The organism is Rhodovulum viride (genome assembly GCF_003265965.1).
GTDB lineage: Bacteria > Pseudomonadota > Alphaproteobacteria > Rhodobacterales > Rhodobacteraceae > Rhodovulum > Rhodovulum kholense.
On sequence record NZ_MUAV01000003.1, the window covers coordinates 117,308 to 142,227 of the forward strand.

24 protein-coding genes and 1 riboswitch are annotated in these 24,920 nt (G+C 68.7%); of the genes, 8 read left to right on the top strand and 16 right to left on the bottom strand.

What is annotated here, in order from left to right:
• The first annotated feature begins 1 nt into the window (after nt 1).
• From BYZ73_RS03295 to BYZ73_RS03310, 4 genes are all read left to right on the top strand, one after another.
• Nucleotides 2-481, top strand: a complete 480-nt coding sequence (locus tag BYZ73_RS03295; protein ID WP_112314892.1) for a YIP1 family protein — start codon at nt 2-4, stop codon at nt 479-481.
• 34 nt (nt 482-515) lie between these two features.
• A complete protein-coding gene (locus BYZ73_RS03300; RefSeq protein ID WP_108022820.1) occupies nt 516-1,118 on the top strand; it encodes a YIP1 family protein in 603 nt (200 codons plus the stop codon).
• Nucleotides 1,111-2,331, top strand: coding sequence for a cysteine desulfurase (locus BYZ73_RS03305; protein WP_112314893.1), 1,221 nt, complete (start codon nt 1,111-1,113; stop codon nt 2,329-2,331). Before BYZ73_RS03300 ends, BYZ73_RS03305 begins: the two co-directional genes overlap by 8 nt.
• Nucleotides 2,332-2,475: 144 nt before the next feature.
• Entirely contained in the window at nt 2,476-3,924 is a 1,449-nt protein-coding gene (locus BYZ73_RS03310) for a tryptophanase (RefSeq protein ID WP_112314894.1), read from the top strand.
• 12 nt (nt 3,925-3,936) lie between these two features.
• Here the strand turns inward: BYZ73_RS03310 and BYZ73_RS03315 are convergent, their stop codons facing one another.
• The 5 genes from BYZ73_RS03315 to BYZ73_RS03335 are packed head-to-tail and all read right to left on the bottom strand — an operon-like array spanning nt 3,937 to nt 8,633.
• Nucleotides 3,937-4,548, bottom strand: a complete 612-nt coding sequence (locus BYZ73_RS03315; protein WP_112314895.1) for an ATP-binding cassette domain-containing protein — start codon at nt 4,546-4,548, stop codon at nt 3,937-3,939.
• A complete protein-coding gene (locus tag BYZ73_RS03320; RefSeq protein ID WP_112314896.1) occupies nt 4,542-5,261 on the bottom strand; it encodes an ATP-binding cassette domain-containing protein in 720 nt (239 codons plus the stop codon). The genes BYZ73_RS03315 and BYZ73_RS03320 overlap by 7 nt, the downstream gene beginning before the upstream one ends.
• Nucleotides 5,261-6,097, bottom strand: a complete 837-nt coding sequence (locus BYZ73_RS03325; RefSeq protein WP_112314897.1) for an ABC transporter permease — start codon at nt 6,095-6,097, stop codon at nt 5,261-5,263. Before BYZ73_RS03325 ends, BYZ73_RS03320 begins: the two co-directional genes overlap by 1 nt.
• Nucleotides 6,094-7,074, bottom strand: coding sequence for an ABC transporter permease (locus tag BYZ73_RS03330; RefSeq protein WP_112314898.1), 981 nt, complete (start codon nt 7,072-7,074; stop codon nt 6,094-6,096). Before BYZ73_RS03330 ends, BYZ73_RS03325 begins: the two co-directional genes overlap by 4 nt.
• Complete coding sequence (locus BYZ73_RS03335; RefSeq protein ID WP_112314899.1) at nt 7,071-8,633, bottom strand: ABC transporter substrate-binding protein; 1,563 nt, start codon at nt 8,631-8,633, stop codon at nt 7,071-7,073. The genes BYZ73_RS03330 and BYZ73_RS03335 overlap by 4 nt, the downstream gene beginning before the upstream one ends.
• Nucleotides 8,634-8,759: 126 nt before the next feature.
• On the opposite strand from BYZ73_RS03335, the gene nikR reads away from it, so the two are divergent.
• Entirely contained in the window at nt 8,760-9,224 is a 465-nt protein-coding gene (gene nikR, locus BYZ73_RS03340) for a nickel-responsive transcriptional regulator NikR (RefSeq protein WP_108022836.1), read from the top strand.
• A 22-nt stretch (nt 9,225-9,246) separates the two neighbouring features.
• Here the strand turns inward: nikR and BYZ73_RS03345 are convergent, their stop codons facing one another.
• A complete protein-coding gene (locus tag BYZ73_RS03345) occupies nt 9,247-9,615 on the bottom strand; it encodes a hypothetical protein (RefSeq protein WP_108022837.1) in 369 nt (122 codons plus the stop codon).
• Between the two features lie 31 nt (nt 9,616-9,646).
• A riboswitch (cobalamin riboswitch) is annotated at nt 9,647-9,858 on the bottom strand.
• A gap of 118 nt (nt 9,859-9,976) precedes the next feature.
• Here BYZ73_RS03345 and metH point away from each other — a divergent pair.
• Nucleotides 9,977-13,732, top strand: coding sequence for a methionine synthase (gene metH / locus BYZ73_RS03350; RefSeq protein WP_112314900.1), 3,756 nt, complete (start codon nt 9,977-9,979; stop codon nt 13,730-13,732).
• A 30-nt stretch (nt 13,733-13,762) separates the two neighbouring features.
• Here metH and BYZ73_RS03355 read toward each other — a convergent pair whose 3' ends face one another.
• From BYZ73_RS03355 to pyrC, 7 genes are all read right to left on the bottom strand, one after another.
• Nucleotides 13,763-14,200 carry a paraquat-inducible protein A gene (locus BYZ73_RS03355; protein ID WP_181497953.1) on the bottom strand — a complete coding sequence of 146 codons (438 nt, stop codon included), beginning with the start codon at nt 14,198-14,200 and terminating at the stop codon, nt 13,763-13,765.
• A gap of 22 nt (nt 14,201-14,222) precedes the next feature.
• Nucleotides 14,223-14,969: an ABC transporter ATP-binding protein gene (locus BYZ73_RS03360; RefSeq protein ID WP_112314902.1), complete on the bottom strand. Its 747-nt coding sequence runs from the start codon at nt 14,967-14,969 to the stop codon at nt 14,223-14,225.
• Entirely contained in the window at nt 14,966-15,748 is a 783-nt protein-coding gene (locus BYZ73_RS03365) for an MlaE family ABC transporter permease (RefSeq protein ID WP_108022846.1), read from the bottom strand. The genes BYZ73_RS03360 and BYZ73_RS03365 overlap by 4 nt, the downstream gene beginning before the upstream one ends.
• Nucleotides 15,745-16,797 carry an alanine racemase gene (gene alr, locus BYZ73_RS03370; protein ID WP_108022848.1) on the bottom strand — a complete coding sequence of 351 codons (1,053 nt, stop codon included), beginning with the start codon at nt 16,795-16,797 and terminating at the stop codon, nt 15,745-15,747. The genes BYZ73_RS03365 and alr overlap by 4 nt, the downstream gene beginning before the upstream one ends.
• A gap of 77 nt (nt 16,798-16,874) precedes the next feature.
• A complete protein-coding gene (locus tag BYZ73_RS03375; RefSeq protein ID WP_108022850.1) occupies nt 16,875-18,371 on the bottom strand; it encodes a replicative DNA helicase in 1,497 nt (498 codons plus the stop codon).
• A gap of 201 nt (nt 18,372-18,572) precedes the next feature.
• Nucleotides 18,573-19,253, bottom strand: coding sequence for an orotate phosphoribosyltransferase (locus BYZ73_RS03380; protein WP_112314903.1), 681 nt, complete (start codon nt 19,251-19,253; stop codon nt 18,573-18,575).
• Between the two features lie 73 nt (nt 19,254-19,326).
• A complete protein-coding gene (pyrC, locus tag BYZ73_RS03385) occupies nt 19,327-20,370 on the bottom strand; it encodes a dihydroorotase (protein WP_112314904.1) in 1,044 nt (347 codons plus the stop codon).
• 201 nt (nt 20,371-20,571) lie between these two features.
• Here pyrC and BYZ73_RS03390 point away from each other — a divergent pair, with 201 nt between their 5' ends.
• Nucleotides 20,572-20,778, top strand: a complete 207-nt coding sequence (locus BYZ73_RS03390) for a DUF1127 domain-containing protein (protein WP_108022856.1) — start codon at nt 20,572-20,574, stop codon at nt 20,776-20,778.
• Nucleotides 20,779-20,797: 19 nt separating this feature from the next.
• Here BYZ73_RS03390 and BYZ73_RS03395 read toward each other — a convergent pair whose 3' ends face one another.
• From BYZ73_RS03395 to BYZ73_RS03405, 3 genes are all read right to left on the bottom strand, one after another.
• Nucleotides 20,798-21,727, bottom strand: a complete 930-nt coding sequence (locus tag BYZ73_RS03395; RefSeq protein ID WP_108022858.1) for a phosphoadenosine phosphosulfate reductase — start codon at nt 21,725-21,727, stop codon at nt 20,798-20,800.
• A 116-nt stretch (nt 21,728-21,843) separates the two neighbouring features.
• A complete protein-coding gene (locus BYZ73_RS03400) occupies nt 21,844-22,473 on the bottom strand; it encodes a LysE family translocator (protein WP_108022860.1) in 630 nt (209 codons plus the stop codon).
• 169 nt (nt 22,474-22,642) lie between these two features.
• Entirely contained in the window at nt 22,643-23,857 is a 1,215-nt protein-coding gene (locus BYZ73_RS03405) for an acyl-CoA dehydrogenase (protein ID WP_245943033.1), read from the bottom strand.
• Nucleotides 23,858-24,023: 166 nt separating this feature from the next.
• On the opposite strand from BYZ73_RS03405, the gene BYZ73_RS03410 reads away from it, so the two are divergent.
• Nucleotides 24,024-24,896: an AAA family ATPase gene (locus BYZ73_RS03410; protein ID WP_425440005.1), complete on the top strand. Its 873-nt coding sequence runs from the start codon at nt 24,024-24,026 to the stop codon at nt 24,894-24,896.
• Nucleotides 24,897-24,920 lie beyond the last annotated feature (24 nt).

Genomic DNA, 24,920 nt, shown 5'->3' on the forward strand with positions numbered 1-24,920 from the left:
GATGGCCGTCACCACCGAAATCGTCGCGACGTGGCGCGGACCGCGCGCCGCGCTGCGGCGGCAGTTGCGGATGGGTCCGCGCGAGGATCGCGCGCTGATCTATCTGATGATCGCCTGTTTCCTGATCTTCATCGGGCAATGGCCGCGCCTTGCGCGCGAGGCCTACATGACGCCCGAGGTGCCGCTGGAGGCGCTTCTGGGCGCGGCGCTGTTCGGCTGGATGGCGCTGGCGCCGCTGTTCTTCTACGGGCTGGCGGCGGTCAGCCATCTGGTGGCGCGCGCGGTCGGGGGCAAGGGCAGCTGGTTCACCGCCCGGCTGGCGCTGTTCTGGACGCTGCTCTGCGTCTCGCCGCTCTGGCTTTTGCAGGGGCTGGTGGCGGGCTTCATCGGCGCGGGCCCCGCGCTGACGCTGGTCTCGACCGTTCTGGCGGTTGCCTTTCTCGCGATTTGGCTCTTGTCTCTGGTCGAGGCCGAGGCGTAGGCCCGTGCCTGACGAGACGCAGGATAGCCCGATCATGACCGAACCCAGACCCTCCTTGCTGTCGCTGGCCCGCGACACCGTCACCGATCCGCGCGGCAGCGCGGTGCGCATCCTGTCGCTGGCCCCGCCGCGTGCCGTGCTGTGGGAGGCGCTGGTTCTGGTCGTGATCCTCAGCGTCCTGCTGACCGAACTGGGCGAGCTGATCAGCCCGGCGCCGATCGACCCGATGATGCCGGTCTTCATGCATTACCCGCTGGCGGCGGCGGCGGTGCAGGGGCTGCTTTTGGTTGTCACGGTGCATGCCATCGCCGGGATCGGCCGGGTCTTCGGCGGCACCGGCGATCTTGCCGGCGCGCTGGCGCTGACCGTCTGGCTGCAATTCATCATGGCCTGCCTGCAGGTGGTGCAGCTTGTCTTCCTGATCGTCCTGCCCCCCGCCGCGGGCCTTGTGGGCATTTTCGGCATCGGCCTTTTCTTCTGGCTTCTCAGTCACTTTGTCGCCGTTCTTCACGGCTTTCCCTCGGTCCTGAAGACCTTTGCGATGATCGTCTTCTCGATGATCGGGATCGTCTTCGGGATGAGCCTGATCCTGTCGATCCTCGGTATCACCCTGACCGGAGCCATGCCCGATGTATGACGTGCACAAGATCCGCGCCGATTTTCCCATTCTCTCGCGTCAGGTGAACGGCAAGCCGCTGGTCTATCTCGACAACGGCGCGTCGGCGCAGAAACCCCAGGTCGTGATCGACGCGGTCACGCAGGCCTATGCGATGGAATACGCGAACGTCCATCGCGGGCTGCACACGCTTTCGACCATCGCGACCGAGAAATACGAGGCGGTGCGCGGCACCATCGCACGGTTCCTCGGCGCCGCCGATCCGGACGAGATCGTCTTCACCACCGGCGCGACCGAGGGCATCAACCTCGTGTCCTATGCCTGGGCCGCGCCGCGCTTCGAACCCGGCGACGAGATCGTGCTGTCGGTGATGGAGCATCACGCCAATGTGGTGCCCTGGCATTTCCTGCGCGAACGGCAGGGGGCTGTGCTGAAATGGGTCGATGTCGATGGCAACGGCAATCTCGACCCGCAGGCGGTGATTGACGCCATCGGGCCCCGGACGAAGCTGGTCGCCGTGACCCAGATGTCGAACGTGCTGGGCACCGTGGTCGATGTCGCCGCCATCGTGAAGGGCGCGCATGAGAAGGGCGTGCCGGTGCTGGTCGACGGCTCGCAAGGTGCGGTGCATCAGCCTGTCAACGTGGATGCGCTGGGGGCTGACTTCTACGCCATCACCGGGCACAAGCTTTACGGCCCCTCGGCCTCGGGCGCGATCCATATCCGCAAGGAGCGGATGGCCGAGATGCGCCCCTTCATGGGCGGCGGCGACATGATCCGCGAGGTCCACAAGGACGGCATCCTGTATGCCGATCCGCCGATGCGCTTCGAGGCGGGCACCCCCGGCATCGTCCAGCAGATCGGGCTGGGCGTGGCGCTCGACTACATGATGGGCGTCGGCATGGAGGCCATTGCGGCCCATGAGAAGGCGATCACCACCTATGCCATGGACCGGCTGACGGGGCTCAACTGGCTGCAGGTGCAGGGCAAGGCCGACCATCGCGGCGCGATCTTCTCGTTCACGCTGGAAGGCCCGGCGCATCCCCATGACATCTCGACCGTGCTCGACAAGAAGGGCGTCGCGGTCCGGGCGGGCCATCATTGCGCGGGGCCGCTGATGGACCATCTGGGCATCACCGCGACCTGCCGTGCCTCCTTCGCGATGTACAACACCCCCGAAGAGGTCGACACGCTGATCGAGGCGCTCGAACTCTGCCACGATCTCTTTGCCTGAACGGGCGCAATCCGCGCCCTTGGTCTTCTCCTCCCCCGTCCCGGCGCCGCGCGCGTGTTTGACGCAGTGCCAAGGGCAGGACTGCGCGAGAAACTTTCTTGCGCAATCACGAGGCCGTGACATCGGTCCGAGGAGGAGACCCCCATGCCCAGCGTCCGTTTTTTCAGCGGCGAGACCGTCCCGCTAGAAATGCACAAGGTCCGCGTCGTCCAGAAGCTGACCCTGCCCGATATCGACACGCGCCTCGCGGCGATCACCGCGGCGGGCAACAACACGTTCCTTCTGCAGAACAGGGACGTGTTCATGGACATGCTGACCGACAGCGGAGTCAATGCCATGAGCGACCGGCAGGTCGCGGCGATGATGGTGGCCGATGACAGCTATGCGGGATCGGCGACCTATACCCGGCTGGAAACCCGGCTGCGCGAGATCTTCGGCATGGACTGGATCCTGCCGGCCCATCAGGGCCGCGCCTGCGAGAACATCCTGGCGCAGGTGCTGGTGACGCCCGGCTCGATCGTGCCGATGAACTATCACTTCACCACCACCAAGGCGCATATCGTGCTGAACGGCGGCCGCGTCGAGGAGATCATCCATGCCCGGGGCCTCGAGGTCACCTCGGACGAGCCGTTCAAGGGCGACATGGATGTGGCCGCGCTGGAACGCCTTGTGGCCGAGCATGGCGCAGAGCGCATCGCCTTTGTCCGGGTCGAGGCGGGCACCAACCTGATCGGCGGCCAGCCGGTCTCGCTGGCCAACCTTCGCGAGGTGCGCGCGGTCTGCGACCGGCACGGGCTGACGCTGGTCTATGACGCGAGCCTGATGGCCGACAACCTCTACTTCCTCAAGACCCGCGAGGCCGCCTGCCGCGATCTGTCGATCCGCGAGATCACCCGCCAGATCGCCGATCTCTGCGACGTGATCTATTTCTCGGCCCGCAAGCTCGGTTGTGCGCGCGGCGGCGCGATCTGCGTCCGCGACGAGGCGCTTTACAACCGGATGCGGGGGCTGGTGCCGCTTTACGAGGGCTTCCTGACCTATGGCGGCATGTCGGTGCGCGAGATCGAGGCGCTGACCGTCGGGCTTGACGAGACCATGGACGAGGACATGATTTCGCAGGGGCCGCAATTCATCGCCTACATGGTGGGCGAACTCGACCGCCGCGGCATTCCGGTGATCACGCCGGCGGGTGGGCTTGGCTGTCATATCGACGTGATGCGTTTCCTCGATCACGTGCCGCAGGCGCAGTATTCGGCGGGGGCGCTGGCCTCGGCGCTGTACATCGCCTCGGGCGTGCGCGGGATGGAGCGCGGCACCCTGTCCGAACAGCGCGCCCCCGACGGCACCGAGCCGCTGGCCAATATGGAGCTGGTGCGGCTCGCCATGCCGCGCCGGGTCTTCACCCTGTCGCAGGTCAAATACGCCATCGACCGGATCGACTGGCTTTGGCAGAACCGTCGGCTGGTGGGCGGGCTGACCTTCGTCGAGGAACCCGAGATCCTGCGTTTCTTCTACGGCCGCCTCGCGCCGGTCTCGGACTGGCAGCAAAGACTGGTGGCGCAGTTCAGGGCCGATTTCGGCGACAGCCTCTGAGGACTGTCCCGCTCAGGCCGGGCAAAGCCGCCCGTCCGTCAGCACCGTGTCGCGCGCGGCCAGCGCGCGGCGCAGCCCGGCATCATGGCTGATCACGATCAGCGCCATGCCGCGCGCCCGTGCCAGCGGCAACAGCGCCTGCCACAGATCGCGCGCCGCCAGCGCGTCAAGCTGGGCGGTGATCTCGTCGCAGATCAGCACCCGGGTCTCGGGCCGGATCATCCGCGCCAGCGACACCCGCGCCAGCTCGCCCCCCGACAGCTCGCCCGGAAGGCGGCGGTGCCAGTCCGGGCGGATGCCCAAAGCCGCCAGCGCCCCGGCATCGGGCGGGCCGCCGTTCTTCAGGATCTTCGCCACCGGCCAGCGCGGATCGGTCGCGGCATCGGGCGACTGGGGCGCGTGCTGGACCGGGCAGGGCCCCCTGTCGGGAAGACCCGAGCCTTGCCAGCGGACGCGGCCGCCCTCGGGTCGTGTCCGCCCCGCAAGGATGCGGCCCAGCGTCGACTTGCCCGCGCCCGAGGCCCCGCCGATCCCCAGCACCTCGCCGGGCGCAAGGCGCAGCGACACGCCGCGCAGCACGTCGCGGCCGTCGAAGCCGTGGCGGATGTCCTCGGCGCTCAGCATGCCTTGGCCCACTCGGTTGCGGTCCAGGTCTGGGCGTCCCAAAGCGCACGCGTGAAGGGGTGGGTCAGGCCCTCGGGGAAGGCGGCGGCCGGAACGGTCTCGACCGGGCGGCCCTCGCGCAGCACCGTCACGCGGGTCGTCGTCGCCACCAGCCGCGGCAGGTCGTGGCTGATGATCAGAACGCCGGTGCCCTCGGCGGCGAGCCCCGCCAGCAGCGCCATGATCCGGTCGGCCGCCTCGGGGTCGAGCCCCAGCGTCGGTTCGTCGGCGATCAGGGTTCCGGCCCCGGTCGCCAGCGCCGTCGCGATCAGCACCCGCTTGGCCATGCCGCCCGACAGCTCATGCGGATAGGCGCGAAGCGCCGCCTCGGGGAGGCCGAGCCGCGCCATCAGCGCGGCCGGATCGGCGGACCGGCCCGCAAGCCGCGCGAGCCGTGCGATCTGCGCGCCCGCTCGCGCCAGCGGGTCGAGCGCCGTCACCGCCTGCGGGGCCAGGGCGATGCGGCCCGAGACCCCGATCCGGCCCGAAAGCTCGGCATTGCGGGGCAGGGTGCCGGTCAGCGCCTCGGCGATCAGGCTTTTCCCGGCCCCCGAGCCGCCGATCAGCCCCGCGCAGTCGCCGGGCGCGACGGTCAGGCTGACGCCCGCAAGCGGGCGGGTCAGGCGCCCGTCATGCTGGCGGAAGGCGACCGACAGATCCTCGATTTGCAACATCAGGCGACGCCCTCCGTTGGATCGGCCGCGCGCCGCAGCGCCTCGCCGAAGCGTTCCACCGTCAGCGCGACCAGCATCAGGCCAGCGCCCGGGAAGACCGCGACCCACCAATGCCCGGCCATCAGTGCCCGCAGCGAGTCCGCCAGGATCACCCCGATCGAGGGCAGATGCGGCGGAATGCCGAGCCCGACGAAGGACAGCCCCGCCTCGTGCAGCACGGCATGGGGAAAGATCAGCACGAAGCCCGCCACGATCTGCGGAAGAAGATGCGGCGCCAGATGATGGCGGGCGATCCAGACGGGTCCGCGCCCGAGCCCGCGCGAGACCGCGATATAGTCGGACGCCGCGACCGTCTGCGCCTCGAGCCGCAGGACGCGGGTCAGCCGGGGCCAGTGAGTCAGCCCGACGCCCAGGATCACCCCCGCCATGCCGCCGCCCGCGGCATAGGCCACAAGCAGGATCAGCACGAAATGCGGCAGCCCCAGCGCCAGCTCGGTCGCGACCCCCACAAGCCGGTCGGCCAGCCGGTGCGAGGCGGCGGCAAGCCCGAAGACGACCGCGACCGCCGTCGACAGCACCGCCGCGAACAGCCCGACCTTGATCGAGGTGGCCAGCGCCAGCGCGGTGCGCAACGCCATGTCGCGCCCCAGACTGTCGGTACCGAAGGGATGCGCCAGCGAGGGACCGAGATTGCGCGATAACGCGCTGACGGGCGGGCCTTCGGGCGGCAGGGCAAGCGCCGCCAACAGCAGCACCGCGACAAGCCCCAGCGCCAGCCCGCCCCGGATCAGCAGATCGCGGCGCACCGGCGAGGCGAGGGTGAGGGCAGCGATCATGCCTGCCTCAGTCTTGGGTCGAGCAGCCGCGCCGCGATATCGGCGGCGAGATTGCCCAGAAAGACCACCACAAGCGTGGCCAGCGCGATCCCCAGCAAAAGCGGCGCATCGGCGCCCAGCGCCGCGCGCACCGTGGCCTGCCCGAGGCCCGGCCAGGCAAAGACCGTCTCGGCCAGCACCGACCCGCCGATCAGCTCGCCCGTGCCCGCCAGATGCACGGCCAGCGCCGGGCCCAGCGCGTGGCGCAGACCCGGCCGCCAGACCAGCCAGCGGGGGCGCGCGCCGTGGGCGGCCAGATGGCGCGCGGCGGGGCTTTCGAGAAAGGCCGCGGCGCGGGCGCGGCTGTGCAGGATCAGCGGCCCGGTCCCCACCACCGACAGGGTCGCGGCGGGCAGGATCAGGTGGTTGAGCCGCGCGGCCAGATCGGCCTCGTCGGCGGTCAGACCGGGCGGGGCCGCGCAACAGGAGGGCAGCCAGCCCAGCCCGACGGCGAAAAGCGCGATCAAGAGCAGCGCGACCCAGAACCCGGGGCTTGCCGTCAGCACCACGGCATAGCCCCGGATCGCGCGGTCGGGCCAGCGCCCGCGCGTCGCGGCGGCGGTCAGCCCGAGGCCCAGCCCCACTGCGAAGGATATCACGAAGGCAAGCGCGATCAGTGTCAGCGAGGCCCCGGCCCGATCCGCCAGCACCTCGGCGACGGGCGCGTTGAAGGTGATCGAGCTGCCCAGATCGCCGCGCGCGATGTGGCCGAGCCACAGCGCGAACCGTTCGGGCGCGGGCGCATCGAGCCCCCAGGCCTGGGCAATGGTCGCGCGCTGGTCGGGGCCGACATCCGCGACCCGGGCGCCGACATAGGCCGTGATCGGGTCGACCGGCGCCAGCGAGACCAGCGTGAAGAGCCCCGCCATGGCCAGCGGCAACAGCCAGGCCAGCCGGATCAACCGCTCGACCAGAAGCCGCCCGAGCCAGCCCGTCATTCGCAGGTCCAGCGCCAGCCGGGCAGTCCCTGGGTGATCGGCCAGCCATGGCCATGCGGCTCGGTCTGGATCGGGCCGAGATCGAGACAGTCGCTGACCCAGTAGGAATGGTCGATATTGATCAGCCAGGCCCAGGCCGCGTCGCCCTTCGCGCCAAAGCCGGTGGTCCCGTCCCATTGCGCGGCGCGCCATTCGGGCAGCGAGGCCTCGAAGGTCTCTGCGGCTTCGGCGGCGGCGAGATGGGCGTCGACCGCCGGGTTTTCGTAAAAGCCCGGATTGTACCAGCCCCGGCCGGCAAAACCGCTGTCATAGAGGTTGAACACCTCCGACGGGTCGTGCGAGCCCCAGCCGAAGACCACCGGCTCGGAATGCATGAGCCGCCCGATCTCGTCCCAGCTCCGGCCGTCGGGGATCGCCCGGATGCCGACCGGTTTCAGCGCCTCGGCGACCCCCAGCGCCAGCGCCTGCCGCACCGAGTCGGAGGCCGGGTAGACCAGCCGGAATTCGGCCTCGAGCCCGTCCTTTTCGCGCAGCCCGTCGCCATCGGCATCGGTCCAGCCCGCAGCCGCCAGCGTGGCGCGCGCGGCGTCGGGGCCGGTCTCGGTCAGGCGGTCCTCGGGGTTATCCCAGGGCAAACCGTCGGCCGGGCCATGGGCGGGGGCGCCATGGCCGTTGACCGCCAGCGCCAGCAGCGCGGTCCGGTCCACCGCCTGATCGACCGCCACCCGGATGGCGCGGTCGGCGGTGACATCGTTGCCGATCGGCACGCCCTCGGCGGTCCGGCCGCCCGCGGGCCGCATCGGGAACATCACCCCGCGATTGTCGACGCTTGGCACATGCAGCACCTGCATCCCCTCTGGCGCGGCATCGGCCTCGGCCGGGGGCACGGCGACGATCTGCGCCGCGCCGGTACGCGCCAGCGCCAGCCCCGTCGCCTCGGCCCCGAAGACGAAGGTCACGCGCGGAAACGGGATGTCGGGGCCGTGCCAATAGGGGTTCGGCGCGACGATCAGCTGTTCGCCCTCGCGCCATTCGACCAGGCGGAACGGCCCGGCGCCGACCGGGTGGCGGGCGTAATCCGGCCCGTAGGATGCCTTTGGCACGATCCCCAGCGTCGCCAGATCTCCGGTGAAGGTGATCTGCGGGTGGCGGAGTTCCAGCTCGACCGTCAGCGGGCCGGTAGCGCGGGCCTCCTTCAGCACCTTGAGATCCGTCAGCCCGTCGCCGTCGCGCGCGGCGTTGAAGGTGAAGGCCACGTCCTCGGCGGTCAGGGGCGTTCCGTCCGAAAACCGCGCATCGTCGCGAAGCGTGACGGTCCAGGTCAGACGGTCGTCCGACAGCGACCAGCCGGTCGCCAGATCGCCCGCCAGCGACAGGTCGGCCGCGCGCCTGAGCAGCGTTGCCTGAAACAGCGGATTCCCGTAGCGGCCCCAGCCCATGATCGGGTCGAAACCGGTCTCGGGTTCGCCGCCCACCGCCAGCACCAGCGGCGGGGCGGCCTCGACAGCCAGCGGCAGACTCAGCGAAACGGCAAGGGCCAGGAAGGACAGAGGGCGCATGAGGACTCGGTATGATTTATGCCTCCCATCTTCATACGCCCGGCGCGGCGGGAATGCCAAGCGCGGTTCTGTGCCTTGTTTGCCCCGCGCTCCGGAGGCAAAGTCGCCGCAAAGCGGGAGGGGCCCATGCAGCGCATCACGATCACCATCGAAGACGACCTGCTGGAGGCGCTCGACGCCTTCATGGACCGGTCTGGCGCGTCGAACCGGTCCGAGGCGCTGCGCGACCTGATCCGCCGGGGGCTTGACCAGGACGCGCCCGAGACCGCCGAATGCGTGGGCGTCGTGACCTATGCCATGGACCCCGCGCAGCGCGATCTGGGGCGGCTGGTGCCAGAAAGCCGCCAGCAGCACCATGACGCGGCCATCGCGGCGCTGTCGGTGCCGCTTGACCATCACGCGGCGGTCGAGGTGGCAGTGATGCGGGGCACGGTGGGCTCGGTCCAGGCCTATGCCAACAGCCTGTTCCTGCAGCGCGGCGTGCGGCACGGCCAGACCGTTCTGATCCCGGTGCGGACCGAGGTCGAGTTCCACCTGCATGGCGAGCGGGCGCATACCCACGATCACCTGCGGGTGCTGGACCGATTCTGACCCTGTCCGCGAAGGGTCCGGGCTAAAGCCTGAGCCGCCGCGCCCGGGCGCCGCCCCGGCGGCATGGGCGGGGCAGGGCCAGATCCAGCGGCCGGGGCGGCATCGCGCGGATCTGCACCAGCAGGCGGCGGAACTCGTCCAGCGCGGCCGTGGCCGGACCCGGTGCCGCCTGCGCCTCGGCGGCGCGGGCGGCGGCGGGCAGATCGGCCCGGCCGGGCAGGCTGCCCAGCCATTGCATGAAGCCAAGCTGGCCCAGCTCGCGCGCCCGCGGCCCCGTCTGGGGGCAGGCGGCAAGCCGCATCAGCACCATCTCCAGCATCGCCGGCAGACCGGCCCCGCCCGGAACCTCGTCACGAAAAACCGGGCCGCGCCGGCCCCTGATGTCATCCATCGCGGATCTCCTTGCCGGGGCACCCCGCCCGGGTTCACACGCTTGGATGGCAGGTCTCCTGGCTTGCGGGTCATCGCCGCCCCGACCCTTCCCGGACCGTTCGGTCCAGTGGCCGTCTCGGGGGGCTCTCCGCCTACAGTTGCGGGGGCAGCCGCGGATTTGCCGGAGGTTCCGGCGGACCGCGTTCCCTTTTCACCCGCGCGGCCGGCAAGGCCTGCGGGAACCATCGCCACAAGCGCTACCCGGCCGGGCGGGCGGCTGTCAATGGCGCAGAATATCGGCCGTGAATGTGAGCCGGGCTCATAAAGATCCTGACAAACATGAATTGGACAGGCGCGGCCGAAGGCCATATCTGCCGTCCATGACCCAATCCGCGCCCCGCCCCGCCCGCCATTCGCCTGTCTTCGAGACCCTTCGCACCGCCGCCGCCGAGCGGATCCTGGTGCTGGACGGGGCGATGGGCACCCAGATCCAGAAGCTCGGCCTGACCGAGGACGATTTCACCGGTTCTGGCGGCGGCTGCGCCTGTCATCTGCACGGCGACAAGCCGCAGAAGGGCAACAACGACCTTCTGAACCTGACGAATCCCGACGTGATCGAAGAGATCCACTACCGCTATGCGATGGTTGGCGCCGATATCGTCGAGACCAATACCTTTTCCTCGACCGCCATCGCCCAGGCCGATTACGGGCTGGAAGACAAGGTCTTCGCGCTGAACGAGGCGGGTGCGCGGCTGGCCCGCAAGGCGATGGACCGGGCCGAGGCCGAGGACGGGCGGCATCGCTTCGTCGCGGGCGCGCTGGGACCGACGAACCGCACCGCCTCGATCAGTCCCGACGTGAACAACCCGGGCTACCGGGCCGTGACTTTCGACGACCTGCGGATCGCCTATGCCGAACAGCTGCACGGGCTGATCGCGGGCGGCATCGACCTGGTTCTGATCGAGACGATCTTCGACACGCTGAACGCCAAGGCCGCGATCTTCGCCTGCGAGGAGGTCTTTGCCGAACAGGGCCTGCGCCTGCCCGTCATGATCTCGGGCACCATCACCGACCTGTCGGGGCGGACGCTGTCGGGCCAGACGCCCACGGCCTTCTGGCATTCGGTGCGCCATGCCCGGCCGCTGACCATCGGGCTGAACTGCGCGCTGGGGGCCGATGCGATGCGCCCGCACCTGGCCGAGCTTTCGGCCGTGGCCGACACGCTGATCTGCGCCTATCCCAATGCCGGGCTCCCGAACGAGATGGGCGACTACGACCAGACACCCGATGAGATGGCGGCGCTGGTCGCGGGCTTTGCGAAGGACGGGCTGGTCAATATCGTCGGCGGCTGCTGCGGGTCGACCTATGACCATATCGCGGCGGTGGCAAAGGCGGTTCGGGGCCATGCCCCTCGCAAAATCCCAGAGATCGCGCCGAAGATGCGGCTCTCGGGGCTCGAACCCTTCACCCTGACCGACGACATCCCCTTCGTGAATGTGGGCGAGCGGACGAACGTCACCGGCTCGGCCCGGTTCCGCAAGCTGATCAAGGAACAGGACTACGCCACCGCTCTGGATGTCGCGCGCGATCAGGTCGAGAACGGCGCCCAGATCATCGACGTCAACATGGACGAGGGCCTGATCGACAGCAAACAGGCGATGATCGACTTCCTGAACCTCGTCGCGGCCGAGCCCGACATCGCCCGCGTGCCGGTGATGATCGACAGCTCCAAGTGGGAGGTGATCGAGGCGGGCCTGAAATGCGTGCAGGGCAAGCCGGTCGTCAACTCGATCTCGATGAAGGAGGGCGAAGAGGCCTTCCTGCACCATGCGCGGCTGTGCCGGGCTTACGGCGCGGCGGTGATCGTGATGGCCTTCGACGAGAAGGGCCAGGCCGACACCGAGGATCGCAAGGTCGAAATCTGCGCCCGTGCCTACAGGCTTCTGACCGAGGAGGTCGGCTTCCCGCCCGAGGACATCATCTTCGACCCGAACGTCTTCGCCGTCGCGACCGGCATCGAGGAGCATGACAATTACGGCGTCGATTTCATCGAGGCCACGCGGCGGATCACGGCCGAGTGCGCGCATGTGCATGTCTCGGGCGGCGTGTCGAACCTGTCCTTCAGCTTCCGCGGCAACGAACCCGTGCGCGAGGCGATGCATGCGGTCTTCCTGTATCACGCCATCCAGGCCGGCATGGACATGGGCATCGTCAATGCGGGCCAGCTTGCCGTCTACGACCAGATCGAGCCCACGCTGCGCGAGGCCTGCGAGGACGTTGTCCTGAACCGCCGTGCCGACGCGACCGAGCGGATGCTGGAGATCGCCGAAAAATACCGCGGGCAGGGCGGGTCGCAGGGCCGCGAAAAGGACATGTCCTGGCGCGAGCTGCCGGTCGGGAAGCGGCTGGAACATGCGCTGGTCAACGGCATCACCGAATTCATCGAGGCCGATACCGAAGAGGCCCGGCTGGCGGCCGCGCGGCCTCTGCATGTCATCGAGGGCCCGCTAATGGCGGGGATGAACGTGGTGGGCGATCTTTTCGGGGCGGGCAAGATGTTCCTGCCGCAGGTGGTCAAGTCGGCCCGCGTGATGAAACAGGCCGTGGCCGTGCTGCTGCCCCATATGGAGGCCGAGAAGGATGGCCGCCGCGAGGCTGCGGGCAAGGTCCTGATGGCCACCGTCAAGGGCGACGTCCATGACATCGGCAAGAACATCGTCGGCGTCGTGCTGGCCTGCAACAATTACGAGATCGTCGATCTGGGGGTGATGGTCCCGCCCGAGAAGATCATCGCCGCCGCGAAGGAGCATGCGGTCGACATCATCGGCCTGTCGGGGCTGATCACGCCCTCGCTGGACGAGATGGTGCACATGGCCTCGGAAATGCAGCGGCAGGGTTTCGACATCCCGCTGCTGATCGGGGGGGCCACGACCAGCAAGGTGCATACGGCGGTCAAGATCGCGCCGAACTACACGGCGGGGCAGGCGGTCTATGTCACCGATGCCAGCCGCGCGGTGGGCGTGGTCTCGTCGCTCTTGAGCGACAACCAGCGGTCGGGCTATGTCGAGGGCATCCGCGCCGAATACGAGGATCTCGCCCGGAAACACGCCCGCGGCGAGGCCGCCAAGAAGCGCCTGCCGCTCGTGGCCGCCCGCGCCAACCGGATCGCCATCGACTGGACGGGTTACAGCCCGGTCAAGCCCTCCTTCCTCGGCACCAGGGTCTATGACCGCTGGGATCTGGCCGATCTGGCGGCGCATGTCGACTGGACGCCGTTCTTCCATGCCTGGGACATGAAGGGGGTCTTTCCGCGCATCCTCGAGGACGAGGCCAAGGGCGAGGCGGCGCGCGCGCTTTACGACGACGCGCGGCGGATGCTCGACCGGATCGTGCAGGGCGGCTGGTTCGCGCCGAAGGGCGTGGTGGGCTTCTGGCCCGCCAATGCGGTGGGCGACGATGTGCGGCTTTACACGGGCGAGGACCGCCAGGAAACGCTCGCCACCTTCCACACCCTGCGCCAGCAGACCGCCAAGCGGCCCGGCGTCCCGAATGCGGCGCTGTCCGATTTCGTGGCGCCCGAAGGGGTGGCCCCCGACTATCTGGGCGGCTTTGCGGTGACGGCGGGCCCCGAGGAAATCGCCATTGCCGAGCGCATGGCGGCCGAGCATGACGACTATGGCGCGATCATGGTCAAGGCGCTGGCCGACCGCATCGCCGAGGCCTTCGCCGAGCGCATGCATGCGGAAGTGCGCCGCAGCCTCTGGGGCTACGCGCCCGACGAGGCCTTCACCCCCGAAGAGCTGATCGCCGAGCCCTACAAGGGCATCCGGCCCGCGCCGGGCTATCCGGCCCAGCCCGACCACACCGAGAAGAAGACGCTGTTCCGGCTGCTCGATGCGGAACGTGCGGTGGGCATCCGGCTGACCGAAAGCATGGCGATGTGGCCGGGGCCGTCGGTTTCGGGGCTTTATTTCGCCCATCCCGACAGCTTCTATTTCGGGGTCGGCAAGGTCGAGGCCGATCAGGTCGCCGATTATGCCGCCCGCAAGGGGATTACCCTCGCCGAGGCCGAACGCCATCTGGCGCCGGTGCTGAACTACACGCCCGGCAAGGGGGGCGACGCGGCGGCGGCATGAAGACAGGCGTCCGGCGGACCACGCCGGGCGTCAGGTCCGGTGCATCACCCGGGCCGTCAGGCTCGACAGTGCCAGCGAAGCCAGCACGCAGAAGGTGAAGAGGTAAAGCCCCCAGGCGGTCTCGACCCGGCCGAGGCCCACCCCTTTCGCGACCACGACATAGATCGCGATCAGGAACACATCGGCCATGGCAAGCTTGCCCATGACATGGATCGCGGGCAGCAGCCGGGGCGAGGCCAGTCCGTACTGGATCAGCGCCAGCCCCACGGTCTTGGCGAAGGGGGCGACCAGCGCCAGCAGCGTGACCAGCAGCGCGAGGAAGATGTCGGCGTGCCAAAGCGAGGCAAGCCCCGACAGCACCGAGATTTCCGACATCCCGAACAGCGGCAGAAGCCCCGCGCGCAGCAAGGGCGCGGCCCAGGCGATGGGAAAGAGGATCAGCAGCGCCAGATTGGCGAGGCGCAGCAGCCGCAGGGTCACGGCCGGACCGTCACCGCACCGCCTCGATGGGGCCTTCGGCGCGGCCATGGATGAACTGGTCGAGATAGGGATCGCCCGACTGGTCCATGTCGGCGACCGGCCCGGTCCACTGGATCACGCCCCCATGCAGCATCGCCACATCGTCGGCAATGGCCCGGACCGAGCTCATGTCATGGGTGATGGTCATGGCGGTCGCGCCCATCTCGACCACGATCTCGCGGATCAGCTCGTTGATGACGCCCGCCATGATCGGGTCGAGCCCGGTGGTGGGTTCGTCGAAGAAGATGATCTCGGGGTCGGCGGCGATGGCGCGGGCCAGACCCACGCGTTTCTGCATGCCGCCCGACAGCTCGGCAGGGAACAGGTCGGCAACCTCGGGTTTCAGCCCGACCCGGCGCAGCTTTTCGATGGCGATCTCGCGCGCCTCGGCCTTGGGCCGCTTGGTGGCGCCGCGCATCAGCCGGAAGGCCACGTTCTGCCAGACCGGCAGGGAATCGAACAGCGCGCCGCCCTGAAACAGCATCCCGAAGCGGGCCAGGAACGCTTCGCGTTCGGCGCGCGACGCATCCTCGCCCTCGATGAGGATCTGGCCCGCATCGGGCCGCACCAGCCCGAGGATGCATTTCAGCAGCACCGACTTGCCGGTGCCCGACCCGCCGATGATGACCATGCTCTCGCCCTTCGGGACGGTCAGGGTCACGCCCCTCAGGACATGGTTCCGGCCGAAGGCCTTGTGGATGTCGCGAAGCTCGATCATGCGGCGAAGAACAGGGTTGTGAGAATGTAGTTGGCGGCCAGCACCAGCACCGAGGCTGCGACCACGGCCGATTTCGTGGCGGCCCCCACGCCCTGGGCGCCGCGGCCCGAATTCATGCCGAAATAGCAGCCGACCAGCGCGATCAGGAAGCCGAAGGCCGCGCCCTTCACCAGACCCGAGGTCACGTCCCAGATTTCCAGGTAATCGGCGGTGTTCCGCAAATAGGCGGCGGCGTTCAGCCCGAGGCTTTGGGTGCCCACCAGATAGCCGCCGAAGATGCCGATGGAATCGCCGACCGCGACCAGCACCGGCACGGTGACCGTCGCCGCCAGCACCCGCGGCACCGTCAGATAGCGCATCGGGTCGGTCGAGAGCGTGACCAGCGCGTCGATCTGTTCGGTGACCTTCATGGTGCCGATCTCGGCCGCGATCGAGGACGACACCCGCGCCGCGACCATCAGCCCGGCCATCACCGGCCCCAATTCGCGCGCCATGCCGATGGCGACGATCGAGGGCACGACCTGGCCTGCATTGAAGCGCGAGCCGCCCTCGTAGATCTGCAGCGCCAGCGCCGCGCCGGTGAAGATGGCGGTCAGCCCGACGACGGGCAGGCTGTTATAGCCGATCACCCAGACCGCATGGCCGAATTCTCGGAAATAGAAGGGCGGGCGCACCATCGCGTAAAGCGTCGCCCCGAGATAGAGCGCGAGGCGCCCGACGGCCGCGAGCCCGCCCAGCACGGCACGCCCGAGCGCGCCGACGGGGTTCAGCAGGATCATGTGCCCGCACCGCCGACATAGCGGCGGGCATAGCGGCGGCCGAGCGCGGTCATGATCTCGTAGCCGATGGTCCCGGCGGTATCGGCGACCGCGTCCACCCCCTGTTCGGGGCAAAGCAGGTCAAGCGCGGGCGGCACCGTTCCCAGATGGGTGATGTCGGCCGTGATGAGGTCCATCGACACCCGTCCCAGGATCGGGCAGGGCGTGCCCTCGAACCAAAGCTGGCCACGATTGGACAGCGCGCGGTGCATGCCGTCGGCATAGCCCGCGGTGACGGTCGCGACGACGCGCCGTTCGGCGGCCGTGTAGGTGTAGCCGTAGCCGATGCTTTCGCCGGGCTGGACCTCGCGGGTCTGGATCACCGGGAAGGACAGGCCCACGACCGGCTCGGCCTCGGCGAAGGGCAGCCCGCCATAGACGCCCATGCCCGGGCGGGTGACGTCGAAATGATAGTTGGGCCCCAGCAGAACGCCGCCCGTCGCCGAAAGCGACCGCGGCACGCCGCAGCCGTCGGTCATCTCGCGGAAGGCGGTCAGCTGCTGCAGGTTCGCGGGGTGCCCGGGCTCGTCGGCGCAGGCGAGGTGGCTCATGATCAGGACCGGCCCCGCGGCCAGGACGATGTCGCGCACCGCCGCCCATTCGGCCGGTTCAAGACCCAGCCGGTTCATCCCCGAATCGAGCTGGATGCCGAAGGGACGGCCCGGCAGGCCCTCCATGTGGCGGGTGAGCTGGTCGACCGAGTTCAGCATCGGCACCAGGTCGAGATCGCCGATCATGTCGGTATCGCCCGGCATATGGCCCGAGAACACGCAGATCTGCGGCCCCGGTCCCAGCGCGTTGCGGATCTGGGCGCCTTCCTCGGCGGCGGCGACGAAGAAGCGCCGGGCGCCGGCCTGGGCCAGCACGCGGGCGACGCGCTCGCCGCCCAGCCCGTAGCCGTCGGCCTTGACGACCGCCCCCGTTTCCACGCCCGCCCCGCTTGCGCGGTCGAGCGCCTTCCAGTTGCGCGCGAGCGCGTCGAGATCGATCGTGAGTGTTCCGGTAGCCATGGCCGCTGTTGTGCCACGCGCGCGGGCCGCGTCAAGAGCCGAATGGCCCCGGCTTGGCCCGCCCGCGCCCGGACCGATCAAAAGCCCTCGACCGCCTGTCCCTGTTGCCAGGGTTTGACGAGGTTGCCAAAGCGGGTGAAGCGGCCCTCGAAGCTCAGCTCGACCGAGCCGATGGGCCCGTGCCGCTGCTTGCCGATGATGACCTCGGCCTTGCCGTGCAGGCTTTCCATCGCCTCCTGCCAGCGCGCCATGCCTTCGAGGTCATGATCGCTGGGTTTCTCGCGTTCCTTGTAATATTCCTCGCGGAACACGAACATCACGACGTCGGCATCCTGCTCGATCGAGCCCGATTCCCGCAGGTCGGACAGCTGCGGCCGCTTGTCCTCGCGGCTTTCGACCTGCCGCGACAGCTGCGACAGCGCGACGACGGGAATGTCCAGTTCCTTGGCGATGGCCTTCAGGCCCTGCGTGATCTCCGAGACCTCGTTCACCCTGCTGTCCTTGGCGGTGGCGGGGCGCACGAGCTGGAGGTAGTCGACGAACAGCGCATCGAGCCCGTGGGTCCGCTTCAGCCGCCGGGCGCGGGCCGCGAGCTGACTGATCGGCAGGGCCGGGGTGTCGTCGATGTAAAGCGGGCAGGCCTCGAGTTCCTTGGCGGCATTGACGAAGCGGCGGAACTCGGCCTCGGTCATGTCGCCGCGGCGGATCTGTTCGCTGGGCACTTCCGAAGCTTCGGACAGGACCCGGGCGGCGAGCTGCTCGGCGCTCATCTCGAGGCTGTAGAAGCCCACGACGCCGCCATTGACCGCGCCGACCGACCCGTCGGGGAGGGTGCCGCGCTTGTAGGCGCGGGCGATGTTGAAGGCGATGTTGGTCGCCAGCGAGGTCTTGCCCATCGAGGGCCGCCCGGCGAGGATCAGAAGGTCCGAGCGGTGCAGCCCGCCGAGCTTCTTGTCGAGATCGGTCAGCCCGGTCGAGACGCCCGCAAGCCCGCCATCCCGCTGATAGGCGGCGTTGGCGACCTTCACGGCATCGGTGACGGCGCGCAGGAAGGACTGGAAGCCGGTTTCCGACTGGCCCTTCTCGGCCAGCTTGTAGAGCCCCTGTTCGGCCTCGACGATCTGGGCGGCGGGCTCCGAGGCGATGTCGACCTTGGCCGCCTTGTCCGAGATTTCGGCGCCAAGCTTCATCAGCTCGCGGCGCAGCCAGAAATCGTAGATCATCTGGGCATAGTCGCGCGCCGCGAAGGACGAGATCGCAGCCCCCGCAAGCCGCGCCAGATAGGCCGGCCCACCCAGTTCGGCGAGCCCCTCGTCATCCTCGAGGAAGGCTTTCAGCGTGACCGGCGAGGCCAGCTGGTTCTTCTGGATCCGGTTCGCGGCGATCTCGAAGATCCGGGAATGGACCGGATCGTAGAAATGCTGCGGCTGGACGATGGACGCGATCCGGTCGAAGATATCGTTCGTGGTCAGGATCGCGCCCAGCAATTGCTGCTCGGCCTCGATATTGTGAGGCAGGCCGGTCGTGTCGTCGTCTTTTTCGCCTTCGGGGCGAATTGTTCTGACCTGATTCATCTTTGTTTCTCTCCCTGCGGCCGGGTTTTAGACCCTCGTCCGCGGCCACGGCAATCTTGGTAAACCTGTGGATTGCCTGTGGATAACTTCCCGACCCGAATCTTGCGGGTCAAGGTCGGGTTGCGTCAAGATATGGTTTCCAGTCGGGGTCTTTCGCCGGATGGCTGAAGGATTTCCGGCGTCAGACAAGCGGGTTTGCGCCTAAACCTCGCGTCGCGCCTCCTGCCAGGCGCGGGGGGCGGTCAGGAACGACTCGACATCGGCAAGCGTCGCGGCGTCGAAGGCGCCCTGGGCGCGGGCCTCGGCCAGCACGTCCCACCAGGTGCAGAGATGATGCAGCCGGATGCCGTGATCGCCCAGCGTCTTTTCGGTCTCGGGGAAGATCCCGTAATAGAAGATCACCGCCGTATGGCCGCAGACCGCGCCGGTGTCGCGGATCGCGTCGACGAAGCTGATCTTCGAGCCGCCATCGGTCGTCAGGTCCTCGATCAGAAGCACCCGGTCGCCTTCGGACATCACGCCCTCGATCCGGGCGTTGCGGCCGTAGCCCTTGGGTTTCTTGCGGACATAGGTCATCGGCAGGGCCATCCGCTCGGCCACGAGGGCCGCGAAGGGGATGCCCGCGGTCTCGCCGCCCGCGATGCAGTCGAAGGCCTCGAAGCCCGCGTCGCGCAGGACGGTGACGGTCAGGAAGTCCATCAGCGTGGCGCGGATCCGCGGGAACGAAATCAGCTTGCGGCAGTCGATATAGGTGGGCGAGGGCAGGCCGGAGGCAAGCGTGAAGGGCGTTTCGGCGTTGAAATGCACCGCCCCGATCTCCAGCAGCATGCGGGCGGAGAGGCGGGCGATTTCGGACTTGTCGGGGAAGGCGGTGGGGATCATGGCGCAAGCGTCTCCGTGTCCTGCCGGAGCGGCGCGACCCGCCCCGGCGATTTTTCTGCGAAAAATGCGCGGCTCACCGCGCGACCCGCCAGTGCAGATCGAAACCCGGATCGAACAGCGTCACCGGCCCGGCCCCGGTCTCGATCCGCGCGGGATAGGCGACGGGCGAGGCGCCCCGGGTCAGGGTGATGCGGTCGTCATTGGGCGGCAGGCCGTAGAAGGCGGGGCCGTTCAGCGAGGTGAAAGCCTCGAGCCGGTCGAGCGCGCCCGCCCGCTCGAAGACCTCGGCGAGGCAGGACAGCGTGTTGGTGGCCGAAAAGACGCCCGCGCAGCCGCAAGCGCATTCCTTGGCCGGGTCGGCATGGGGCGCGCTGTCGGTCCCGAGAAAGAAGCGCGCATCGCCTGAAGTCGCGGCCGCGACAAGCGCGTCGCGATGGCGCGCGCGTTTGGCCACCGGCAGGCAGTAGTAATGCGGCTTGATCCCGCCCACCAGGATATGGTTGCGGGTGATGATCAGGTGATGGGTGGTGATCGTCGCACCAAGCCCCGTCTCGGCCGAACGCACGTAATCGACCCCGTCCGAGGTGGTGATATGCTCCATCACCACCTTCAGACCCGGCACCGCGCGGCGGATCGGGTCGAGCACCCGGTCGATGAACACCGCCTCGCGGTCGAAGATGTCGATTTCGGGGTCGACCACCTCGCCATGGACGCAGAGCGGGCAGCCGATCTCGGCCATCCTTTCCAGGACCCCGCGTACCTTGTCGAAATCGGTCACGCCCGAGGCCGAATTGGTGGTCGCCCCGGCGGGGTAGAGCTTGACCGCCGTCACCAGCCCTGCCGCATGGGCGCGGGCCACATCCTCGGGATCGGTCCTTTCGGTGAGGTACAGCGTCATCAGCGGGGCAAAGCGCGCGCCCTCGGGCAGGGCCGCAAGGATCCGGTCGCGATAGGCGGCGGCCTCGGCACCGGTCACCACCGGTGGCACCAGATTGGGCATGACGATGGCGCGGGCGAAGTCGCGGGCGGATTCGGGCAGCACGCCCGCCAGCATGGCACCGTCGCGCAGATGCAGGTGCCAGTCGTCGGGGCGGCGGATCGTGAGGCTCTGGGTCATGGGGCAGGGCGATACACAATCGCCCGGGCGCTTTCCAGTACCGATCGCGGTCGGCTTGCGGCCTCGGGGCGCCGCGCGCCGCACCTGAGCCAAGCGCCTGACGCAAGGCGGGGCTTCCCATCCGTCAATGGAAAAGTCACGGATGCTGTCCTATCTTGGCGGCATGGGAGGGAACGTCTGTACGCGAACAGGAGTTTCCAAATGGCACTCGCGAATACTCATGTGGCGGGCCCGCGCGGCTCGCTCGTTTCCTCGATCATCGCGGCCATGGTCCGCATCGTCGAGAACCACCCGCGCACCCGTGCGCTGGAAAAGCTGAACGCCATCTCGGACGAGGATCTGGCGGCCCGGGGGCTGACCCGGCAGGACGTGATCCGCCGGATTTTCAGCGACCGCTTCTACCTCTGATCTGCGGCCGGTCGGTCGCTCAGACCGGCACGTCCGGCCGGTGGCGCCGCAGCCGCCGGTCCAGATCGGTGCGTGCGCCGGTCAGGTGCTCGTGCTCGGCAACATGGCTTGCATGGCGCAGAACGCCCCGCGCCAGATCGGTGCGGCCGGACTTGTCAAGCCGGTCCAGAAGGGCCGCAAGATAGGGGGCATGCTGGCGCCGCGCCCGGAAAAGCCGGAAAAAGACCTCGGCCGTCAACTGACCCTCGCCGGCCGCGTCGATCAGTTCCGGCAGGACCGCCATGGCCGACAGATGCGCCTCGAGCGCGTCGCCGCAATAGGGCGCGGCCAGCCGCATGACGTTCGGCCCGTCGAACAAAGCGGCATGCATCGCGTCGAGCGTCTGCGCCGGGTCGTAGAGGATCGCCGCACAGCAGGCGGCCTCGATCATGTCGGGGGCATAGCCATAGCGCGAGGCAAAGTCGCGCCGCCGGGCCATCAGAAAACGCCGGTCCCAGTCCAGCCGCGCGGGGTCCAGCGTGGCCTGCGGGGCCAGAGCGACGACCGCCGCTCCCGGTGCCACCACGGAATAGGCGCAGGCCGCATAGCCGCACATCCCCGCCCCGTAAAATACCACCCGGTCGAACGCGTCGAAGAACTCGGAATCGACGCGCTCGTCGAAGAAGTCGTAAACCGCCGCGTCGCGGAACCAGGTCGCGCCATGGGCCACCAGGGTCAGCCGCGACCAGCCCGCGGGCTCGGCCAGCTGGGCGGCCAGTGTGTGGCCGGCGGTCGCTCCGGTCAGGATCTCGCGGGCCTGCTCGAAGGTGACCAGAAGCGTGCCGCCCCCTGCCGCCCAGACGGCAGCATGGTCGGGGCCAAGCGCCTTGACCCACGCCCCCGTGCCGGACCGGTCCAGCAACGTGTGCCAGCGGCCTGTCTCGCTCTCGCTCGCGAACCGGTCCTTCATGCCCACCTCTACAACCGTGGGGAAGCCTAAAGCCAAGTTGCGGCGTCCGAAAGGCGCGTTTTTCGCGGACCTGCGCGGCACGGCGTCCGGTCAGCGGAAAATCGCCCCGGGCCCGGTCAGTTGCGCGCCGCCGTCGCGGTCAGGGCCCCCATGCCGATCAGCGCGCCCCCCCCGGCCCGGGTCATCCAGCGCAGCACCGAAGGCCGCCGGATCTGCGCCCTGAGCCGGTCGGCCAGCAGCGCATAGCTCAGCGCGTTCAGCGCGGCGAGCCCGACGAATGTGGCGATCAGCGTTGCGAATTGCGGCGCCAGCGGCGCCTCGGGCCGCAGGAATTGCGGAACGAACGCGATGAAGAACGCGATCGATTTCGGGTTCAACGCCGTGACCAGCGCGGCATGGGCGAAAATCGCCCGGGCCGGGCGCTGCTCTGGCACGCCGCCGCTCTCCTCTTCCAGTGCCGCCGGACGGCTCCGCAAAAGCTTGACCCCGAGCCAGACCAGATAGGCCGCCCCCACCCATTTCAGCACCGAGAACAGCGTGGCCGAGGCCAGCACCAGCGCGCCCAGGCCTGCCAGTGAGGCGGTCATCGCGATCAGATCGCCCAGCGCGACACCCAGGGCCATCGCCACGGCCACCCGCCGCCCCTGGCTCAGGGCATAGCTCAGCACAAGCAGGACCGTCGGCCCCGGGCTCATCAAAAGAAGGGCCGAAGCCACGGCAAAGGCAAACCACAGATCCAAGGGCATTGCGGGCACTCCTGCACGAAAAGGCACGGCTCCCACATACGCCGGTTTCAGCCCGAAACCCAGCGCGGCGAAGAGCCTGTCCCTTCTTCTTGGCTGAAGTACCCCGGGGGTCCGGGGGCAGAGCCCCCGGCGTGCAAGATCCCGGCCGTCAGACGGGGCCTCGGGGGCCTCAGAAAAAGGCCTGCAGCCCGGTCTGCGCCCGGCCGAGGATCAGCGCATGCACGTCATGCGTGCCCTCGTAGGTGTTCACGGTCTCGAGGTTCACCATGTGGCGGATCACCGGATAGCTGTCGGAAATCCCGTTCCCGCCATGCATGTCGCGGGCCGCGCGGGCGATCTCCAGCGCCTTGCCGCAATTGTTGCGCTTGATCAGGCTGATCGCCTCGGGCGCGGCGCGGGCCTCGTCCATCAGCCGCCCGACCTGCAGGCAGGCCGACAGCCCCAGCGCGATCTCGGTCTGCATGTCGGCAAGCTTCTTCTGGAACAGCTGCGTCGCGGCCAGCGGGCGGCCGAACTGACGGCGGTCGAGCCCATAGGCGCGCGCTGCATGCCAGCAGGCCTCGGCCGCGCCCATCACCCCCCAGGCGATGCCGTAGCGCGCCCGGTTCAGACAGCCGAACGGCCCCTTCAGCCCCTCGACCCCGGGCAAAAGCGCCTCTTCGCCGACCTCGACCCCGTCCATGACGATCTCGCCCGTGGGCGAGGCCCGCAGCGACAGCTTGCCCTCGATCTTCGGGGCCGAAAGCCCCGCCATGCCCTTTTCCAGAACGAATCCGCGGATCTTGCCGCCATGGGCCTCGGATTTCGCCCAGACCACGAAGACATCGGCCATCGGCGCATTCGAGATCCAGGTCTTGGTGCCGGTCAGCCGATAGCCGGTGGCGGTCTTCTCGGCCCGGGTCTTCATGCTGCCCGGGTCCGACCCGGCCTCGGGCTCGGTCAACCCGAAACAGCCGATCAGCGTGCCCTGCGCCAGCCCCGGCAGATAGCGCTGGCGCTGCGCCTCCGAGCCGTAGGCGTAGATCGGATAGATCACCAGCGAGGACTGCACCGACATCATCGAGCGATAGCCCGAATCGACCCGCTCGATTTCGCGCGCGACAAGGCCATAGGTCACGTAAGAGGCCCCGAGCCCGCCATAGGCCTCGGGCAGCGTCACCCCCAACAGCCCGGCCTCGCCCATCTCGCGGAACAGCCCCGGTTCGACCGTCTCGTTCCGGAAGGCTTCGGTCACGCGCGGCTGCAGCCGGTCCCGGGCAAAGGTCCGCGCCGCGTCCCGCAGCATCCGTTCGTCCTCGTCCAGCCGGTCCTCCAGCCGCAGCGGGTCCTCCCAGTCGAACCGCGCAAGCTCTGGCGCATCCTTCGGTTTCAGCGGGCTCTCCAAGGCCGTTCCTCCTCCTTTAGGCTTATGGACGAGGCATAGCCTGCGGGGCAGGGTGGGGCAATCGCCGGTCCCGGCGCAGGGGGTGGACGGGCGCGAAAACGGAACGGCACAGAGGAGGACAGGGCGGGTGGCAGAAGCGATCGGGTCCATCGACGCGGTGCAGGCGATGCTGGCGGGCCAGAACTATGTCTGCGGCCGCGCGCTCGGGACAGTGGCCTTTCTGGCGCTGAGGCTGGGGCGGCCGTTGTTTCTCGAGGGCGAGCCCGGCACCGGCAAGACCGAGATCGCCCGTGCCATCGCCGCCGCGCTTGGCCGCAAGCTGATCCGGCTGCAATGCTACGAAGGGCTCGATGCGGCAAGTGCTGTCTGCGAATGGAATTTCGCGGCCCAGATGATCGCGATCCGCACGGCCGAGGCCGCGGGCGGTGCCGACCGCGCCGGGCTCGAGGCCGAACTCTTCGATCAACGCTTCCTGATCGAACGGCCGCTCCTGCAGGCGATGCGGCCGCAGCCCGGTGGCGCACCCGTGCTGCTGATCGATGAAATCGACCGCACCGACGAGCCATTCGAGGCTTTCCTTCTGGAGGCGCTGGGCGATTTCCAGGTGACGATCCCCGAACTCGGCACGATCCGCGCGGCCGAGCCGCCGATCGTCATCCTGACCTCGAACCGCACCCGCGAGGTCCATGACGCGCTGAAGCGCCGCTGCCTCTACCATTGGGTCGACTACCCCGATTTCTCCCGCGAGCTCGAGATCCTGCAGGCCCGCGCGCCCGAGGCGGCCGAAACCCTCAGCCGCGAGATCGTGGCCTTCGTGCAGCGGCTTCGCAACGAGGATCTGTTCAAGAAACCGGGCGTGGCCGAGACCATCGACTGGGCCAAATGCCTGCTGGCGCTCGACGTGATCGGCCTTTCGCCCGAGGTGATCGCCGACACCATCGGCGCGCTTCTGAAATACCAGGACGACATTCAGCGGCTCGAAGGCTCCGAGGCGCGGCGCCTTCTGGATGCGGTGAGGGCCGAACTTGCGACCGCCTGACCCCGCCGCGCCCCGGAGTGAATG